We start from the raw sequence: 17,340 nt of genomic DNA, 5'->3' as shown, positions 1-17,340 counted from the left end.
ACAAGTCGAGGGCTCCCGCCGGACGCGTCCGGCGGGAGCCCTCACGCATGTGGTCCAGGTCAGCCAAGGCCTCCGGGCTTGCCCCAGCCGTAGTGCTCTGCGGTCCCCGGGACCTTACCGTTGCGGGTGTCGCTGATGGGGCGCACGTTGAAGTGCGGACCCACGTCCCCGACACGGTCGGCGCGGCCGTAGATGTGTCCCGCGGAGTGGTCCTGGATGACCACTTCGCTGCCGTCGTCGCGCCTGTAGTGGAATTCCTTGGTCTTGATTGTTTCGCCGGCCCTCCCCTTCATCATGTTGAACTTCGTATGTGGCCACTTCACTTTTTCCTTGTTCGGCTTCTCCATGTCCACGCGCTCGACCTTGATGGGCTGCTGCCGCTTGTGGATGCCCAGGTCCCGCAACGCCGCTTTGAACGCGCCTTGCTTGGTGAGGGCGTGCCGGTTGGCGGGCACATCCGTCGCGCAGGTCTGCGGAGCAAGCCCCAGGACGTCGACCCAGGTGTGCGGGTTGTGGACGTACGCGACCGGGTTGTCGGCCGGTTCGAGGCCCAGAGGGTCGGGGGAGGCGTAGCGGGCGGTCTCGGGGTCGTAATGGCGGAAGTAGTTGTAGTGGAGCCCGGTTTCGGCGTCCTCGTACTGGCCGGGGAAGCGCAGCGGCGTGAGCGCGACGGCATCCCGGTTGCGGCTGGTGGTGCCCCACAGAGTGGAGCGGGAGCGCCAGGCGATGTCGCCCCGCTCGTCGACCAGTTCGGTGGGCGTGCCGACGAGGTCGGTGACGATCGAGAAGAAGCGCGAGTCGTACGCGTCCTGAGTGCGCGGGTCCTGGGTCTTCTCCAGCGTCTTCTCTTGCGCCCGCGGCCTGCGCTCCAGCTGGGTGAGGGGGCGGTGGCTGTCGCCCTCGTGGTCCCAGGTGGTGGTGACGCCGGTGGTGCTGTCGGTCTGCTCGGCGAGCCGGGTCCCGTCCCACGCGAAGCGGACCGTATCCGCGACCGAACCGTCCTCCGCCACACGGTACTTGGAGGTGCGGCGCCCCAACGGGTCATACGTGTAACGCCACTCGACGCCGTCGGGTGTCACGCACGCGGTGAGCCGGTCCTCGGTGTTCCACGTGTAGCGCCAGGTGTCGGGCTTCTTCGACAGGCGCTGCTTCTGGCGCAGTACGACGCGGCCCGCGGCGTCGTACTCGTAGCGGACGCCGCCCGCGGTCTTCAGGCGGGTGCCGGTGTAGGTGCGCTCACCGCGCGCCTCGGCGCGGCCCGCCTTCTCCGGCCAGTCGGCCGCCGTCTGGTTTCCGGCCTGGTCGTAGGCGTAGGACTCGGACCAGTTGTGGGCGGTGACCGTCAACGGGCGCCCGGCCGGGTCGAGTTCCATCTGCCGGGACCGACCGGTGACGGCCTCCGTTTCGGACGTGAGCAGGTCGTCGCCGCGATAGGTGTAGTGCCGGTCGCGCAGCGTGCGGCCCGAGGCGGTGAGGCCGCGGGTGACGGCACGCCCCGCGAGGTCCCACGCGGTCGTGGCGGCCACGGCCTGCGCACCCCAGGTGCGGGCCAGCTCGCGGCCGAGGACGTCGTGGCTGAAGGCCAGCCGGTGTCCGTCCACGGCGAGTCCTTCGCGGTTGCCGTGCCCGTCGTAGAAGAGCTCGGTGACGACGCCGGACGGGGTGGTGCGGGAGGTGCGACGGCCCAGCATGTCGTACGCGAACGCGGTGCGCCGCCCGTCCACGGTCTCGGTGAGCACCCGCCCCATGACGTCCCGCTCGAACTCCACCGTCGACTCGGCGGAGGACATCCGGGTGAGCTCACCGGACGCGTCGTAGTCGTAGGACGTGACGGCCCCCGCCACGTCCTTGCGCACCAGCTCGCCGACGGCGCTGTACTCGAAGCCGATCTCCTCGCCGAGCGGCGTCGTGCGGGCGACCGTACGGCCCGCCGCGTCGTGGGTGTACGTGACCTCACGGTCGTCGAAGTCGGACTCGCGTATCAGGCGGCCCGCCTCGTCGTACGTGTAGTCCCAGGTCAGACCCTGCGGGTTGGTGACCCGCGTGAGGCGCCGCTCGCGGTCGTAGCCGAAGGTGTGGCGCACGCCGTCGGGCCCGGTGCGGGCCGCGACGAGGTCGAAGTGGGTGTACTCGTAGCGGGTGGTGGCGCCCGAAGGGTTGGTGGCGGAGCGGAGGTTGCCCTCACCGTCCCAATTCAGCTGCTCGACCCGGCCGTCGGGCCCGGTCTGCTTGGCCGGCAGCCCTTCGACGGTCCACTCGGTGCGGGCGACCGCGCCCAGCGGATCGGTGAGGGCGACGATGCGCCCGAAGGCGTCGCGCTCGGCCGTCGTCGTGTTGCCGTTCCCCCGGTCGACGGCGACGAAGAGCCCCGCGGCGTCGGCCTCGTACGCGACGACGCCGCCCGCCGGATTCGTGACGGAGGCGAGCGCGCCGGTGGCGTACCGGGTGAGCCGGTGAACGGAGCCGTCGGCCGCGACGAAGGCGACGAGATTGCCCCGCTCGTCGAATTCCTGCCGCTCGACGTTGCCGTCAGGACCTGTCTCCGCGACCGGCAGGTTCAGCTCGTTGTACGCCAGCGTGGACCGGCTGCCGTCCGGGTAGTGCGTGACGGTCCGGTTGTGCCGCTCGTCGTACTCGTAACGGACGGTGTTGCCGAGGGCGTCGGTCCGGGACAGCAGGTTGTCCCAGCGGTCCCACTCGGAACGGACGACATTGCCCAGCGGATCGGTCTCGGCGACGACCTGGTGCAACTCGTTGAGCTGGTAGACGGTCGTGGCGCCTTCGGCGTCCGTGAAGTACGAACGCCGCGCGTCACGGTCGTACGACCAGCTCGACGACAGATACCCCTCGGGCCCGACGGTCTCGGTGATCCGGTTCTCGTCGTCGTACACGTACCGGTAGACGGAGTGATTCCGGTCCGTCCAGGACGTGATCCGGTGCTGCTCGTCGTACCCGAACACCATCGGCCTGCCGGAGGAGTTGACGACGTGCGTGAGGTTGCCGTCGGCGTCGTGCTCGTACGACATGACCTCGACGGGACCGTCCGGCGTGGCGACGGAGAGCTGAAGGACGAGCCCGGCGACGCAGTGGACGTCGACGCGGTACCCGCCGGAGTGCAGCAGCGCGGTGGGCGTGCCGTCGGAGAGCCGCTCGACGGTGACGGAGTTGAGGTTCCGGTCACGCCAACCGGCAAGCCAGTAAAGGCTGTTGGGGTCATCGGGGTTCTTGACGAAGGTCCGTACGACACCGGTGTGCGGGTCGGTGACACGGTAGGTGTCCCCGTCCTCGGCGGCACGGGCGAGCGCCAGCCGAACCCCTTCCTCGGGCAGTACGGAACCGCCCTCGCCCGCCGTGTCCGGCAACCCCGGATAGAACAGAATCGACCCGTCCTCACGGGTCCACGCGACCCGTCCCCGCTCGCCGACCTCAAGCCGCTCGTCGAGCGTGGAGGCCCAGGAGGGCCCGAAGAACTGCCCGTACCGGTAGCTCGACAGATACGTACGGGACACGGCCAGCGGCAGCGCACCGGGCAGGGCGAGATCGGTCTCCGGCAACAGCATCTCGCCACTGGCCACATCGACCGGGTCGGTCGCGCAGGTGCGCTTGTCGACGCCGCGCCCCGTGACGCGGGCGTCCGGCGTCTTGACCGCGCCGGGCTTGGGCGTCTTGAGCGCCCGGCCGATCCCGCCGATCCCCTTGAGCAGTCCGGCCCCGCCCCCGATCATGCCGACGACACCGAGCACGATGCCGGCTATGTCCCAATCACCTGTCGCGGCCATATCGGCGATATTGATCGCGAGTGACGCGGCGCCGGCGACGACGGCACCGATGGTGAGCGCGATGCCGAGCCCCTGAAGCCCGGGCACCAGCATCGCCAGCACGCCAAGGACCGCACTGATGATGCCGAGGGCCTGACTGAACGCCTTCTTGATCTTGTCCCAGAGGCTGTAGCCCTCGACGGAGTCACCGCGGGCGTCATCCAGCTTCTGAGCGGCGACAGAGGCATCCTCCTCACGCACCTGCCGGGCGTCCTCGGCGAGCATGCGAGCGGCATCGAGATCGGCCTGCGCGTCGTCGGCCTGCGCCTGGGCGGAGGACTGCTTGCTGTGGGCCTCGTCCAGGGCGCGCCTGGTGCTGGCCCGCGCCTCCTTGTCGTCCGGCGGGTGCTGCTGGCCGTCGAGGTGGCTGATGTCGGCGGTGAGCGCGCTCACCACATCGGTGGCCGAATCGAGCCGCGCCTTGGCCTCGCGCCCCTTTTCGAGCGCGTTGTCGGCGTTGCGCTGCTGATCCCGCAGGGAGTGCACGTACACATCGAGCGCGCCGGCGGCCTGATCGTAGGAGTCGTGCAGCTTGCGCACCTGCTCGGCCAGATCCCCGAGCTTTTCCCGGAGTTTGTCCATCGTCTTTCCCTCGCCGACCTGGTCGTTCTCCAGACCGGATACGAGGGGCAGGGCATCGCCCGCGTTGTCCGCGACGGAGCGGTACTTGCGGGCGAGATCGCCGAGCATGTCCGCATCGCCGGGAGTCGGGTCGTCCGAGAACCCGAAGACATCTTCCCAATCGGACACCGCAGGCCGGACCATGGCCTTAACCTCAATTTCTCAATTTCGTAGGAGTCTTACGAGTTTTCCGACCGTCCTCGACGCTCGCTATTACTTCGGTTTGTTGGGGAACACCACCTGGTTGATGAGCTGGCCGGTCTTGTGGTGAGTGAACTTGAACCCGTTGGTCCCCGAGGCGTCCAGCTTCAAGTGGGTCGGGATGGGGTTCTTCCCCTTGTAAATGGGCGTCACGTTGTACTTGATGTCCTCTCCGGAATCAAGAGCCTTGCGAATTGCATTCTCGTAGTGCACATGAACCGGCGCGTTCGTATTGCGGTGCATGGTGACGAAATTCAGCGGGTGCTTGTTCGAGCCGCCGATCTGGGCGCCGAGCAGATGGCCGCGGTTCATCGGGTCGGGGGTCTTTCCCCCCGGCCAACCCGGCGGCTCGGTAGTGGGCCTCGCCTTGGTCCTGCCGCCCGTCATGCCCGGGTCGAGCTTGGAGGACATTTTCCCGGGGCGCTTGAGGCGGTCGCTCGAGAACCTGACCTTCCCGCCCCAGGTGGGGTCCGCCTCGTTGCAGGGGACCAGACCCAGCGGGTCGCTGAAGGACTGCGGATTGTCGACGTACGCCACCGGGTTGGGGGCGGGCGCGAGCCCCAGGGGGTCCTGCGTCGTGTACCGGCCGCTCTCCGGGTCGTAATGCCGGAAGTAGTTGTAGTACAGGCCGGTTTCGCGGTCCTCGTACTGACCCGGGAAACGCAAGGGTGTCACCGCCGTGGCATCGCGGCTGTGCGCGGTGGTGCCCCACATGGTGGTGCGGGAGCGCCAGGCGATGTCGCCCTGTTCGTCGACGAGTTCGGTGGGGGCGCCGACGAGATCGGTGACGATGGCGAAGAAGCGCGCATCGTACTCGCCCTGCCCCCGCGGCTTGCGCTCCAGCTGGGTGAGCGGCCGGTGGCCGTCGTGGTCCCAGGTGAGGGTGACGCCGGTGGTGGTGTCGGTCTGCTCGGCGAGGTTGGCGTCGTCCCAGGTGAACAGCACGGTCTCGACGGCGGTCACGCCGTCATCGGCCATGCGGTACTTCGCGGTGCGGCGCCCCATCGGGTCGTACGTGTAGCGCCACTGGACGCCGTCGGGGGTGACGCAGGCGGTGAGGCGGTCCTCGGCGTCCCACTCGTAGCGCCAGGTGTCGGGCTTTCTCGAAAGCCGGCGCTTCTGGCGGAGCACCATGCGGCCCGCGGCGTCGTGCTCGTAGCGGACCGAACCCGCTCCCTGGATACGGGTTCCGGTGTAGGTGCGTTCGCCGCGGGCCTCGGCGCCGGGCGCGTTCGCGGGCCAGTCGGCCGCCGTCTGATTGCCTGCCCGGTCGTACGCGTAGGACTCGGTCCAGCCGTCGGCGGTGACCGACAACGGGCGTCCGACCGGGTCGAGTTCGATGTCCTGGCGCTTGCCCGTCGCACGATCCGCGACGCCGGTCAGGTGGTTGTCGGCCCGGTAGGTGTAGGACCGCTCGCGCAGGGTGCGCCCCGGTGCGACGAGGGAGCGGGAGACCGGGCGCCCGGCCGCGTCCCAAGCGGTCGTCGCGCTCACCCCGGAGCCCGCGCTCTCCCGGGAGGCCGCGCTTTCACGGGAGGTCGACGCGCCCCATACGCGGGCGAGTTCCCGCCCCACGACGTCATGGGTGAAGTCGAGGCGGTGGCCTGCGGAGATGAGGGCGTCGCGGTTCCCGCGCCCGTCGTAGCCCAGCTCGCTGACGGCGCCGGTCGGGGTGGTGCGGGAGGTGCGCCGGCCGAGCACGTCGTAGGTGAAGCGGGTGGTCCGTCCGTCGACGGTCTCGGCCACGATCCGGCCGAGGGCGTCCCGCTCCAGCTCCAGCGTCGAGGTGGGGGAGACCGCCCGGACGAGTGCCCCGGCCGCGTCGTAAGCGTACGAGGTGACTGCCCCCGCCACGTTCTTCTCCACCAGCTCACCGACGGAGTTGTACCGGAAGGTGATCTCCGCTCCCAGCGGCGTGGTGTGGGCGACGACCCGCCCCAACGCGTCGTGTTCGTAACGGACTTCACGGTCGTCGAAGTCGGACTCCGCTATCAGGTTGCCTGCGCGGTCGTAGGTGTAGTCCCAGGTGAGACCCTGCGGGTTGGTGACCCGGGTGAGGCGGAGTTCGGGGTCGTAGGCGAAGGTGTGGCGGACACCGTCCGGAGTGGTCCGGGCCGACAGCAGGTCGAAGTGGGTGTACTCGTGACGGGTGGTGCCGCCCGCGGCGTCGGTGGAGGCGCGGCAGTTGCCCTCGCCGTCCCAGGTCATCCGCTCGACCCGGCCGTCGGGCGCGGTCTGCTCCGCCAACAGGCCCTCGACGGTCCAGGCCGCGCGGGTGATCGCGCCCGCCGGGTCGGTGACGACGGTGGGCCGGCCGAACGCGTCGCGCTCGATCGTCGACCGCTCCCCGGCCGGGTTGCCGATGACGACGGGAAGGCCCACGCCGTCCACCTCGTACGAGGCCTCCGCGCCGACCGGGTCGACCGCCGAGGCGACCGCGCCGCCCGCGTGGTGGGTGAACCGGTTCGTGGCGCCGCCCGGTGCCGTGACGGCGGTCAGATTGCCCCGCTCGTCGAACTCCTGGTGCCAGACCACTCCGGCGTGGTCCGTCATCGTGACGGGGAGGTTCAGCGCGTTGTACGTCGCCGTGGACCGGCTGCCGTCGGGGAGTTCGATGACGGTGGGGTTGTGGGCCCGGTCGTACTCGTACCGGATCGTGTTACCGAGGGCGTCGGTCTCGGCGATGAGGTTGTCCCAGCGGTCCCACTCGGACGCGGTGGTGTTGCCCAACGGGTCGGTCTCGCCGACGACTTGATACAGGTCGTTCAGCTGGTAGACGGTCGTGGCGCCGCACGCGTCGGTGTAGTGGTTGCGCTGCTCGACGGGGTCGTAGGACCACTGCGAGGAGAGGTACCCCTCAGGACCGATGGTCTCGGTGACGCGATGCGCGTCGTCGTAGACGTAGCGGTAGGTGGAGTCGTTGCGGTCGGTCCAGGCGGTGATGCGGTGCCGCTCGTCGTAGTCGAACACCAGCGCCTTGCCACTGGAGTTGACGACATGGCTGAGGTTGCCGTCCGCGTCGTGCCGGTAGGACATCACCTCGACGGGTCCTTCGGGCGTGGCGAGCGCCACGTCAACGAGCATCCCGAGGAGACAATTCACTTCCACGCGGTAGCCGCCGGAGTGGACCATCGCCGTCGGCGATCCGTCCTCCTCCCGCTCGATGCGCACCTCGTTGTCGTTCCGGTCGTGCCACCGGACCAGCCAGTGCACGCGGGTGCCGCCGTCGGCGCCGTCCGTGGCGCGGTCCGTGAAGTGGTGGACGATGCCGGTGTGCGGATCGGCGACCGAGTAGGCGACCTCGCCCTCGGCCGTCTCTTCGGCGGCCAGCGGCAGGCGCGCCCCCTCTTCGGGCCACACCAGGTCGTTTGCCGGGCCGGCCTCGGGGAGCCGCGGGTAGCTCAGGATCGACCCGTCCTCACGCGCCCAGAACGCCCGCCCCCGGCCGTCGACTTCGAGACGCTCGTCCAGCGTGGAGGCCCAGGACGGCCCGAAGAACTGCCCGTAGCGGTACGTCGACAGAAACGTCCGGGTCAGCCGCAGCGGCAGCACCCCGTCCAGCTCCAGGTCGGTCTGCGGCAGCAGCATCTCGCCGGTGGCCACGTCCACCGGGTCGGTCGCACACTTCTTGATGCCCCCGCCGCGGCCGTTGATGCGGAAGGCCGAGCCGATCTTGTTCAGCCCGTTGCGCGCCATGCCCTTCAGGGCCGAGCCGACGCTCCCGAGCCCCTTGAGCAGCGCGCCACCGCCCGCGACCATGCCGACGACCCCGAGGACGATCTCGCCGATGTCCCAGTCGCCGGTCTCGGCCATGATCGAGATATTGATGCCGAGCGACGCGGCGCCGGCGACGACGGCCCCGATGGTGAGGGCGATACCGAGGCCCTGGAGGCCGGGCACGAGGAGGGCGATGACTCCCAGTACGGCACTGATGATGCCGAGGGCCTGACTGAACGCCTTCTTGATCTTGTCCCAGAGGCTGTATCCCTCGACGGAGTCACCGCGGGCGTCGTCCAGCTTCTGCGCCGCTACGGACGCGTCGTCCTCACGCACCTGCCGGGCGTCCTCGGCGAGCATCCGGGCCGCGTCCAGATCGGCCTGCGCGTCGTCGGCCTGCGCCTGCGCCGAGGACTGCTTGCTGTGCGCCTCGTCCAGGGCACGCCGCGTACTGGCCCGCGCCTCCTTGTCGTCCGGCGGATGCTTCTGGCCGTCGAGGTGGCTGATGTCGGCGGTGAGCGCGCTCACCACATCGGTGGCCGAATCGAGCCGCGCCTTGGCCTCGCGCCCCTTCTCCAGCGCGTTGTCGGCGTTGCGCTGCTGATCCCGCAGGGAGTGCACGTACACATCGAGCGCACCGGCCGCCTGATCGTACGAGTCGTGCAGCTTGCGCACCTGCTCGGCCAGATCGCCCAGCTTCTCGCGAAGCTTGTCCATCGTCTTGCCCTCGCCGACCTGGTCGTTCTCCAGACCGGATACGAGAGGCAGGGCGTCGCCCGCGTTGTCGGAGACGGAACGGTACTGCCGGGCGAGATCGCCGAGCATGTCCGCATCGCCGGGGGTCGGGTCGTCCGAGAACCCGAAGACGTCTTCCCAATCGGACACCGCAGGCCGAGCCATCGACGTAACCTCAATTCCCTTGCTGTGCCGAGCCCTTGGAGCTCTCGCCGCCGCCACCCGCGCTCGAACCGCCCGTACCGCCAGTACCGTCCGTACCGGACGCGTCAGCGTCACCGAAACGCAGCGACTCCGCGATCGCGTCGAAGACCTCGTAGAACTGCTCCGCCAGATCCACGTTGGGGGTGGAGCTGGCGAGCACCAGATAGTCGTGGCTGTTCGGCACCGGGACCAGGGTGTGCCGGACCGCGGTGGGCACCCGCGTCCCCTGGTACTCGACGTCCTCGATGCGGGAGATCCGCCCGGCAGGACCGACGTGCGGCAGCTCCACCAGCTCCACCTCGCCGGGCGGCAGTCCACTGCTCTCCGCGTCGGTGCCGAGCTGCACGCCGGCGGCCATGACGAGGTCCGCCAGGTCCTCCGACTCGCCCTCCGGCACGGTGATCCGCAGCACCGCGGTGGTGGCGCTGAGCACCAGCGGGCCGCTGCCCGCGCGCAGGATCCGCACCATGCCCGACGCCCGCAGCGCGCCCCTCGCGTGCGCCTCGCGGGCGATCCGCCGCGTACTGCGGACCAGCCCGTCGACCTGCTCGCGGGTCAGCTGCGGGGCCTGCTCCACCTGGGCCTCGATACGGCGCCGGATCGACGCGTCCCGCGTGCTCGGGTCGAGGTCGAGCTGCCACCACGAGTCGGGGAACCGCAGGCTGTACTCCGCGGGCGGGGGCGGGGCAGCGGGTGGGGCCGAGTCCGCGGTCGTGGATGAGTCCGTGGTCGTGGATGAGTCCGCGGTCGTGGATGAGTCCGCGGTCGTGGTCGAGTCCGTGGACGGAGATGAGTCCGTGGTCGTGGTCGAGTCCGTGGACGAGTGCGATTCCGCGGGCGGGGTCGCCGCCGGCCGTTCCATGGCCGGTTCGGCCGCCGTCGGCTGCTCCGTGGCCGGTTCGGCCGCCGTCGGCTGCTCCGTGGTCGGTTCCGACATGGCGCTCTTCCCTTCCGCGGGACGTGCTTGTGTCACGCGTCCTTCTTGTCTTCTTCGTCGAGCGACTTGATGGTCTCGTCGTCGGTCTGCGTGAAGTTCTCGGCGATCGTGTCCGTGTTGTCGGCGAACGTCTTCACGTTGTCGTGAACCCGCTCGTGACCCGCCACCCACGCCTTGTCGAACGCGTCGAGCGCATCGGCGAGCGTGCTGTCACCAGCGACGCTCTTGAAGTCCCCCGAGTCACCGGCGACGTGATAGAGCGTCGCGGAGTCCCCGATCAGATCCCCGATGTTCTGGAGTTCCTTGACGGTGTCCTTCAGGTCCTGCACAGGCACGCTGATGTTGCCCATCGGTGTCCCCTCTCCTGCCCCAGCCGCCCGGCCCCGCACTCACAGGGAGGGCGGGGCCGGGCGATGCGGGGGAGCTTCAGCCGATGGAGCCGGCGGTCTGGTCGTCGGTGTCGACGAACGCGTCCGCGACCTGCTTGATGAACTCACTGACACCCTGAAGCCCCTCGATGGCCTTCTCGGTGCCGTTCTTGTACTCCTCCCAGTACGGGCGGAACTTGCTCTCCGAGCCGGGCGTCGCGTAGGCCGCCTCGACCATCTCGTCCATCTTGGTGTTGGCCTCGTGCAGGCTCTGCTGCATGAGTTCCTTCTGGTTCTGCAGCCAGGTGGACGCCTCACGCATCTCGTCCGGGCTGATCTGAATGTTGCCGCCGGCCATCTCGCGTCCTTCTCTCGTACTCGACTCGTCTCGATTCGCCCGCGGTCGTAGATCCGCGCACAGTGGGGTCTACGGGGCGTCTGACGAGGCGGTTCACGGGTGGGCGGGGGCTGTTGCGGAACGGTGACGAAACCGGAGCGGCCCATTTCCCCACCGGGCACGCCCAGAATCGCCCACAGCCGCACCTGCGACGCCTTCGTTTCCCGGGGGACGGCCGCGGGCCCCCGCCGGCCGGCGGCGACGCAGGTATGACCGGGTCCGTCCCGGCCGCCACGAACAAGCCCCGCCGACCAGGCCCCACCCTGCTCGTCCCGCGCGCGCAGCCTTACCTCTACTCGATGACCGACGTGGAACACCACCACGGCGCTGGCCGACGTCAGTTACACCTCGGGCCTGGTCGCCCTGGGCCTCGGCGTGGCCCTGGTCCTCGCCCCACCCACCGGCGACGCACACGCCAGCTGGCGCTGGACGGCCGTCGCCGTCGGCTCCCTCGCGGTCCTGGCCGAGGCGGGCTGGACCCTCGGCGCCCGTCTACCCCGCATCTGGCTCCGGCTCTTCGGCACCCGCGCCCACGGTGTGGGCACCGACGTTGTCAGTGCCGACTTCTACAGTTCCGGCATGGCGACATTCCGGTCCAGCTATTCGCTCAGGCTCATGGTCGAAGAAGCACGAAAACTCACCGAGTACGCCGCCGTGCATGAACGGATCGACGCGGCGCTGAGCATCATCGGCGACGGCTTCGGCGGAACGTACGGCAAAGGGCGGCCACTGGTGGACGCCTTGGAGGATGTGGCCCAAGCCTGCTTCCTCCACGAGGAGTTGGAGCTGGCCCAACGCTTCCAGAGGTTCGCCGGCTATGCGGGCGGCAAACTCTTCCTCAACACGATCGAGAACTACTATGACGCCGAAGCGCGGCAACGTAGCGAGGAGTTCATGCGGCGCATGGCCGCCTTGGGCGCCGATCGAGCCGTGTCCGCCCTGGAAGCACTGCGCGCCGAGAATCCTGCCGCGAGTGTCACCGACGCCCTCGCTCTCTTCCGCGGCATCGCCCGCTCCACCGGCCATCTGGGCATCGGAGACAACGAGGGCGGAATTCGACTGCCCGCCAAGTATCTCAAGCGCCTGGAAGAATTCGGGCACATGGAACTGATCCTGCGGGACCTGCCCCGGCCGGCCTCCGCCGAGACCGCCCGGATGCTGAGCGAGTTCCTGGAGGACGCGGATGCCGGAATACTGGCCCAGTTGCTGGAGCTACGGGCCAGGCGGGCGGGCCTCGCCTCTCTGCGCGATGCGGTGAACTGCCCCGAGAGTTCCGAGAGTGCCCTGCACGCCTGCCTCAAGAACCAGGAGTGGATCTTTGGCGGTGTCTTCGTGGCCGAGCTGGCCCGCCGTCAATACACCCCGGACACCATTCTCGACATTCCACTGCTGCGAGGGGACGGCTCCTTGCACGTGGTGGAGCTCAAGCGCGCCAACATCGACAAACTGGTCATCCGGCCCAGCGGTCAACTCATGCTGGGCGCCCCGGTCCACCACGCGGTCTCACAGACACAGAACTACCTGCGGACCCTGGACGAACGGCGTGACGCCATCCTCTCCCAGTACGGAGTCGACACGCGCAGAGCCTCAGCGACTGTCGTGATCGGGCACCCGCAGTACGCGAACGAGAAGATCCACCCCGACCAGATCGCGGACACGCTACGGACCTACAACACGCACATGTCACGCATAGAAGTGATCACCTACGAGACCTTGCTTGAGTCTGCGGAACGGATGCTGGCGCTCTCGTCGGCCGAGCGGAACTCCGGCCAACCCGAAGGACACACACCATGAAAGACGCCCCTCCCGCGATCCAGCCGCTCCTGGCGAAACTCTGCGGTGGCGACATCAGTGGCGAGGACTACGTCGGCTACTTCATGAACGAGCACGGCGAGGAACTCGTCTTTGCCCAGCGCCGGGGCGACAAGAAGGCCCAGCTCTGGCACAGCGACGCGGACTGGGAGATGTTCCAGGTCGGCGACCATTCCCTACGGCTCGACGGCCCCGTCGAAGGGGTGATCACCGTGGCGGACCTGATCATCGACCGCTCCGAGGCGACGTGGCTGTCCTCCTGCCTCGCAGCCTCACGCCACCTACGCCCCGGACGCGCCTGAGACATTCGGCCCTCAGACGTTCGATCAACGGATCGTTCGGCAGCCACCGACGAGGTTCGCCGGACCGATGGCCCACCGGGCGGCCAGCACAAGCACTTCGGCTCGGAGGAATCCGTACTGCGGCACATGGGGTAGGGAATTCTGGCCCGCTCACGCGATTGCCCGGATTCGAGTCAGGGGCAGTCGGTGATGTCGACTCCGTAACCGCGTGCGAGGACATCCAGCCCGTGGTCGTATCCCTGCCCGACAGCGCGGAACCGCCAGAGCGGGCCACGGCGGTAGAGCTCGGCGAGGAGCAGCGTACGTTCGCTGGTGGCGGCGTCCAACGTCGCGTGCGTCAGCGGGGCGGCGCTGTTGCCGGGTGCCGCGGCGACTTGGACGGCGCCGACGTCGCCGAAAGACGGATTGCCGTCGATGGCCGCGGCGATCACCACCCGGTGCGAGGACGGAGGCAGGGCGGCGAGGGCCTACGCCAGGCCAGGGACATCGTGTACGCGCTCATCTACGATCTTGAGGTGCCGACCGGTAACTGACCCGAGGCGGGATGAACGCCGCTTCCATCGTCTCCATGGTCGACGAGGTGAGGCCTGGCGTCAGGTGTTCAGGGACCGGCTTTGAGCCAGGCAGAGGCACGGCCGACCGCAGTGGTTCCGTTAGCTCGACCCAGTGTGCCGGTCCTCCCACGTCATGATGAGTTCGGCGGTCCTAGAAGTAGTCCGTGTCGGCGACCAGGACGGATGTGAAGTACAGGGGGAGGCCGTCGGCCTCGCGGGGGACGTCCTGTCCGGTTTCGCGGGTGAAAGCCAGGGTTACGCCCGGGATTTCTGGGCTCTCGGGGACGGACTCGTCGACCGTACGGCCTCGCTCGGCTTGCTGGCGCAGGACTTCTCGGGCCGGGGTGCGGAACACGTCGATGTCGTCGAGGAGGACCCGCACCCCCGCAGGATCCTTCTCGAAACGCCATAGCTCGATAGCCGTTACGGTCTTTCCGTCTTCGAGTAGGGCGACGACGTCCATGCTGTGGTGGTCTACCCGGATCTTCACCGTGGAGGTGTGGGCGAAAGACCCGGAGACGCGTGGTGTGCCCCAAGCGGTTACGGCTTCCAGGGCTTGCTTGTAGGTCATGCCGATCTGGAGCGGGGCGACACCATTCGGTGGGTCGATGACGAACTCCGTGGGCGGAGGTCGATGGACGCTCATGTGCCCCTCGCTCGGTGCGGAAGTCTTACGTTCATCGGGGACATCGGGGACTTCAGCCCGGTTCAGCCGAAGCCTTGCTTCTGCCGTTATGCCGTTGGGTTGGGTACGTAGCCAGGCTCCTCATCAGGGAAGTCCTCGGGAAAGACGTCACTGAGGAGTTCGCCGCGCATGACGCGCAGCAAGTAACCCTCAACGGGACCGTCGTACAGGTCGTACTCCGGGCCACGTCCGACCACGGTGAGCACAGCCCAGTCCTGCGGGGCGGGCTGAGGGACGAGAAAGCACAGGTCCGCGTTGTCGGTGCCGGCCCAGCGGATGAGCTGGTCCGGCGAGGAGCCGCGTTCCTCAAGCAGGTGCTGGATGTGGGGACGCGTCTTTCGCATGGTGTCGCGTGCCTGAAGGGTTTGTGTGACCAGGTCCAGGTGCGGGTTCGATGCGCCCGCGCGGTACACGTGAAGGAAGTCGTCGAAGCTCGCGCCGCCGAAGGCATCGAAGAACGCCTTGATGCTGGTCGGGATGCTGACCTTCAGCGCCTCTTCTGCCGTGCGCCAGTCGTTGTGGACCGGTTCGGTCGTGCCGTATGCGCGGTAGGCGGCGAGCAGTTCAAGATCGTTCACTGGGTACCTACTGGTTGATGATCGTCTGGTCGATGTCGAGCCCGTGGCCGGTGGCTCGGATGTGGACACCGGTGGGGATCAAGTCGTCGGGGCGGGCGTACACCGGTGTGGCGGCGTAATCCACGGGACCGTGGGTCTGCACAGTGTCGTAGATACGGCTCTCGAGCTGCTCCATCACTTCGTTGTTGGCACGGTCGTACATGATCACGATGTTCCCCTCGGCGCGGCCGTCGCCGCCCAAGGCGCGGGCCAGCAAGTGCCCTCGTGTATGTCCGGCGGCCGCACCCTCCCAGCCCGGAGGCTGCACTCGGCGCGAGGCCTTCGTGCCTGTATCGAGCATCTCGCGAGTGATCCGCGTCTCCACGCCGGTGGCTCGCCCCAGACTGTCCAACGGCTTGCAGTACGAGGGGGTGGAACCGCCTCGCATCGGGCGCCCCGAAGCACCGCCGGCCCCGCCCCTCGATTCGCTTCGCAGCACACTGCCGGCGAGTGCACCGTCACTGCCGCCCACCGCGGCCAGGCGCATGCCGGGCATGGTGAGGTCCCCGAGTACGTTTCGCAGACCGCCCGCGTTCCTGATGGCCGCAGCTCCACTGCCCGCTCCTGCGAGGGCTCCACCCAGGAGGGCACCGGCCATGCCCGCTTCCTGGGCATGTTCAAGGCTGATGCTCTCCTGGTCGCCCGCGGTGACGTGCAGAGGCTGGGCGACGGCCAGGTCGATGGCGATGGATTCGATGGCGCCGAAAGCGACGCCGGTCATGGTCGTGCCGATGACGCCGGCGATTTCGGCGGACACGGTGACGCCGATGCTCGCGGAGGCGGCGATCACGCCCTCGGCTGCGGCGGAGCCTGCCACCGCGCCCGCGCCGCCGGTGACGATAGCCAGCAGCACGCCCGCCCCGAGCGCGGCGGCTGCGATGCCGATCTCGGTCCACAGATGGCTGATCGCCTCATCAACGGTGTCGGCGTACTTGTCGAGCCCCTTGGCGATCGCACGGGCCGACTCGGCGAGGTCGTCGAGCCAGCCGGTCTTCGCGCCCTTGTGATAGCGCGCCCAGAAGTCGCCGAACGCCTCGATGGACTGGCCTTCGTTGCCGTCGATGACGCTGCGGGCCGCCTTGTGCGTGACCGCCGTGACGTCGTCGACCGACTCGGCGAAGGCGCGCCACGCGTTGGCCGCCTCGCGCAGCTGGTCGGCGTCGGCGTCGGGCCACCACATGCCCAGCTTGAGCAGGGCGTCCTTCAGTATCTCCTCGATGTCCACCGGCCGGCTCAGCGCTCCTTGGCGGCGGAGTCGAAGGCGTCCTTGGTCGCCAACTCGTTCTCGTCGTGGTTCTCGGCCATCGACTTCAGGGCATCGCCGATGGATTCCATGCCCGTGACGAGGGTCCTGGTGGCGGTATCGACGTCTTCCTTCGCCGGGCCGTACTTGGCGTGGAACTTGTTGCCCTGCTCATCGTCGCCCCAGGGAGCACCGAGAGCAGCGAGGCGGGAGTGCAGAGTCGTCAGCGCGTCGTGCAACTGATCGCTTTGCCGGTGAAAGACCGGTGCGGCGTCTCGGAGCTCGTCGCTGTCCACCCGCATGTGCTCACCCACGCCACTCGCTCCCCTCGAGTTCACTCGGTCAAAAGTGCGACGGTATCGCATGCCTCCTACACGCAGCCGGGCCTCGGAAGCCCAGGAATCAGTACGTGCCCAGGCTCACATCAAGCGCGGTCGTCGCAGAGTGTGGGCACGGTCGGCTCGCACGGTGCGGCTGCCATGTGTCTACGACCCTGCTCTGTCTGCCGTCGGCGTAGGCGCCGATGCCGACTTCCTCTTCGCAGCCGCGGACTGCGTACCGGGCGGGGATCTCGCCGATATCCCGGACGCTGCCGCGCGGTGCCCACTGACCGGCCGTGCGTCACGGAGTCCACACGGACGCCGAGGCGGGGGAGGCGGAAGAGTGCCTGGGGCTGGGCGTTACGCAGATCCAGCGTTGGTCGCTACACCCCGTCGACGAAGTGGTCGAACTCTCCGGCTTGGATGCCACGTGCGAAGGCGTCCCATTTAGTGCGTGTCGTAGTGACGACTGTGTCGGGGGCGGAGGTTTCGCGCAGGTACACCAACTCGCTGTCGCCGTAGGCGATTTCGATCCAGGGGCCCGAGCCGTTGGCGTCTTCGGGTGCGGCTCGTTGCCAGGCGAGGTCGTCGGGTATGTCTGCCGGAAGAGCGTCAGTCACGGCGCGTGGCGTTCTGCTTCATCAGGGAGAGGAGTGCGGAGAAGGCTGCAGGGGTGGCGGTGAGTATCGCTTCGCGAGGGTCGGCGGACTCGGTCAGCAGGACGCGGTCGGTGTCGGCTGCGACGTGGACGCAGGAGTCGCCTTGCGCGCAGTAGGACGACTTCTGCCATGCGGGCGTGGGCATTTGGG

Annotated in this window: 13 protein-coding genes and 1 pseudogene; 2 read left to right on the top strand and 12 right to left on the bottom strand. The window is 68.5% G+C overall.

Going from position 1 to position 17,340, the window contains the following annotated elements; all coding sequences use genetic code 11:
- Positions 1 to 59: 59 nt before the first annotated feature.
- The 5 genes from RBJ65_RS16270 to RBJ65_RS16250 all read right to left on the bottom strand — a co-directional run bounded on the left by RBJ65_RS16270 (position 60) and on the right by RBJ65_RS16250 (position 10,959).
- Positions 60 to 4,568 carry a DUF6531 domain-containing protein gene (locus RBJ65_RS16270; RefSeq protein ID WP_306320495.1) on the bottom strand — a complete coding sequence of 1,503 codons (4,509 nt, stop codon included), beginning with the start codon at positions 4,566 to 4,568 and terminating at the stop codon, positions 60 to 62.
- 84 nt (positions 4,569 to 4,652) lie between these two features.
- Complete coding sequence (locus RBJ65_RS16265) at positions 4,653 to 9,242, bottom strand: DUF6531 domain-containing protein (RefSeq protein ID WP_306320496.1); 4,590 nt, start codon at positions 9,240 to 9,242, stop codon at positions 4,653 to 4,655.
- A 25-nt stretch (positions 9,243 to 9,267) separates the two neighbouring features.
- Positions 9,268 to 10,233 (bottom strand): hypothetical protein, encoded by a 966-nt coding sequence (locus RBJ65_RS16260; RefSeq protein ID WP_306320497.1) that lies wholly within the window; start codon positions 10,231 to 10,233, stop codon positions 9,268 to 9,270.
- Between the two features lie 32 nt (positions 10,234 to 10,265).
- Positions 10,266 to 10,583, bottom strand: a complete 318-nt coding sequence (locus tag RBJ65_RS16255) for a hypothetical protein (RefSeq protein WP_306320498.1) — start codon at positions 10,581 to 10,583, stop codon at positions 10,266 to 10,268.
- Between the two features lie 76 nt (positions 10,584 to 10,659).
- A complete protein-coding gene (locus RBJ65_RS16250; protein WP_111662277.1) occupies positions 10,660 to 10,959 on the bottom strand; it encodes a WXG100 family type VII secretion target in 300 nt (99 codons plus the stop codon).
- A 414-nt stretch (positions 10,960 to 11,373) separates the two neighbouring features.
- Between RBJ65_RS16250 and RBJ65_RS16245 the strand changes: the two genes are divergently transcribed.
- Both RBJ65_RS16245 and RBJ65_RS16240 read left to right on the top strand, forming a co-directional pair.
- Complete coding sequence (locus RBJ65_RS16245; protein WP_306320499.1) at positions 11,374 to 12,792, top strand: Shedu anti-phage system protein SduA domain-containing protein; 1,419 nt, start codon at positions 11,374 to 11,376, stop codon at positions 12,790 to 12,792.
- On the top strand, positions 12,789 to 13,112 hold the full coding sequence (locus RBJ65_RS16240; RefSeq protein ID WP_306320500.1) for a hypothetical protein: 324 nt from the start codon (positions 12,789 to 12,791) through the stop codon (positions 13,110 to 13,112). Before RBJ65_RS16245 ends, RBJ65_RS16240 begins: the two co-directional genes overlap by 4 nt.
- A 173-nt stretch (positions 13,113 to 13,285) precedes the next feature.
- Here RBJ65_RS16240 and RBJ65_RS16235 read toward each other — a convergent pair.
- The 7 genes and pseudogenes from RBJ65_RS16235 to RBJ65_RS16205 form a co-directional block, all read right to left on the bottom strand.
- Positions 13,286 to 13,576: pseudogene (locus tag RBJ65_RS16235) on the bottom strand (TerD family protein); the annotation flags it as partial.
- 241 nt (positions 13,577 to 13,817) lie between these two features.
- The gene (locus tag RBJ65_RS16230; RefSeq protein ID WP_306320501.1) at positions 13,818 to 14,312 is read right to left on the bottom strand and encodes a hypothetical protein; all 495 of its coding nucleotides are present in this window, start codon (positions 14,310 to 14,312) and stop codon (positions 13,818 to 13,820) included.
- An 86-nt stretch (positions 14,313 to 14,398) separates the two neighbouring features.
- Positions 14,399 to 14,929 carry a hypothetical protein gene (locus RBJ65_RS16225; RefSeq protein ID WP_306320502.1) on the bottom strand — a complete coding sequence of 177 codons (531 nt, stop codon included), beginning with the start codon at positions 14,927 to 14,929 and terminating at the stop codon, positions 14,399 to 14,401.
- A 7-nt stretch (positions 14,930 to 14,936) separates the two neighbouring features.
- Complete coding sequence (locus RBJ65_RS16220; protein ID WP_306320503.1) at positions 14,937 to 16,193, bottom strand: DNA/RNA non-specific endonuclease; 1,257 nt, start codon at positions 16,191 to 16,193, stop codon at positions 14,937 to 14,939.
- An 8-nt stretch (positions 16,194 to 16,201) separates the two neighbouring features.
- The gene (locus RBJ65_RS16215) at positions 16,202 to 16,525 is read right to left on the bottom strand and encodes a WXG100 family type VII secretion target (protein WP_306320504.1); all 324 of its coding nucleotides are present in this window, start codon (positions 16,523 to 16,525) and stop codon (positions 16,202 to 16,204) included.
- 389 nt (positions 16,526 to 16,914) lie between these two features.
- A complete protein-coding gene (locus RBJ65_RS16210; protein WP_306320505.1) occupies positions 16,915 to 17,151 on the bottom strand; it encodes a DUF397 domain-containing protein in 237 nt (78 codons plus the stop codon).
- Positions 17,144 to 17,335, bottom strand: a complete 192-nt coding sequence (locus RBJ65_RS16205; protein WP_306320506.1) for a DUF397 domain-containing protein — start codon at positions 17,333 to 17,335, stop codon at positions 17,144 to 17,146. The genes RBJ65_RS16210 and RBJ65_RS16205 overlap by 8 nt, the downstream gene beginning before the upstream one ends.
- Between the last annotated feature and the right edge of the window lie 5 nt (positions 17,336 to 17,340).

This window comes from Streptomyces sp. KL109B (assembly GCF_030766935.1).
In the GTDB taxonomy this organism is placed as follows: domain Bacteria; phylum Actinomycetota; class Actinomycetes; order Streptomycetales; family Streptomycetaceae; genus Streptomyces.
This window is presented reverse-complemented; position numbering and strand designations above follow the sequence as displayed.